This window comes from Moorena sp. SIO3E8 (assembly GCF_010692445.1).
In the GTDB taxonomy this organism is placed as follows: Bacteria; Cyanobacteriota; Cyanobacteriia; order Cyanobacteriales; family Coleofasciculaceae; genus Moorena; species Moorena bouillonii.
Genome location: NZ_JAAHHM010000365.1, coordinates 1 through 1,278 on the forward strand (window position 1 = coordinate 1; position 1,278 = coordinate 1,278).

1 protein-coding gene is annotated in these 1,278 nt (G+C 44.5%); it reads left to right on the forward strand.

Translation table 11 applies throughout. The features are described from left to right. Positions 1 to 829 precede the first annotated feature (829 nt). Positions 830 to 1,075 (forward strand): hypothetical protein, encoded by a 246-nt coding sequence (locus F6K46_RS39825; protein WP_293069054.1) that lies wholly within the window; start codon positions 830 to 832, stop codon positions 1,073 to 1,075. The last annotated feature ends 203 nt before the right edge of the window (positions 1,076 to 1,278 follow it).

Sequence of the window (1,278 nt, forward strand, 5' to 3'; positions counted from 1 at the left end):
TAATACCATAAAGTTCCTGAGTCAGGCTGTGTCCTTAGCAGTCAGGCAGCGTTCTCACGAATTGTCTCTGATTCCGCTTTTGAAGTGAGTGGGGTGACTTTGTCAATCTCTACACCTGAATGCTTACCTTTTACCAAAATTAAAGAGTGATATTGATGATTACAAATGTGTTCCAAGTTTTGTACCTATAGAACCTGTTGCAGAAATAGAAGATTTAAATACAATCGCACCAGATAGTATAGTACAAAATACTCCTATACAATATTTATCCCAAGAAAAACCAACGAGAGAGATACAAGCTGGTTCATGGTCACAAGGTCAAAAAAATTTAATGTCAAGAATGAGTGATCAATATAATTCTTTAGCAGAGTATATAATCAAAAATTTTGAATGTTAATCAGAAGCTGGGATTATCTGCTAATACTTATTTTTTTTCTCTTGCGTACTTGTTATGCTAAATAAACACTTTGGCAAAGGGAGCTAAGGCCGTGGGCTACGCTTCCCGGACAAAGCTGGGACTTCGGAGCAGAACCGGTGGGTGGAATGGGCATCTTGCCCGTTACAATCGGACGGACTGTCCCAATACTGGCTACCGAGAAAATCAGGGGGAGCCCGTCCCTAAAGCACCCTAGGGAACTGTAGCAGCAATAAATCACAAATCAATCGAATTGGTATATAGGGCTTAGCGCTATATATATTTAGGAACCTTTGGCAGATTGACTGTCTTGATTGAGCGCGGTCAAATAATTCTAATGGAAGAGGTTATCTACCGAGAGGCAGATCTAACCTAAGAGCAGTAGCTCGATTTCTCAATTTAGAGGACACAAAGATGAAAGCAATTTTCGGTGCTCTACTACCAGGACTGATCACAACCGGTTTTGTAGGCGCAACACTACTACCCGCTGCACCAGCAGCTGCGGGTGATTTACTAAGAGATATCGGTATTGGTGCCGCTGCTGGTGCAGTAGTTGGAGAATTAAGTGACAACGGCTCATTGATTGGTAATAGTGCCAATGGCGCTGCCGCTGGTGCTGCTGTCAATGCTAGTGACATACTCCCGACGTTGCCCGCTTAGGGACAACGCGGGCTTCTTGCCAACACCAGGTATCCCTATCGGGCTTTGCCCGACGCTACGCGAACGGTTGCTCGGCAATTAAACTAAGCCAGTAAGTCACCTTACTGACTCGTCTCCAAAACCGGACGTGAAAGTTTCCCCTCATCCGGCTCCTCGCGACGGAATCTCTTGTCAGTGGTACCTCTACATTAGAATGGGTTGTC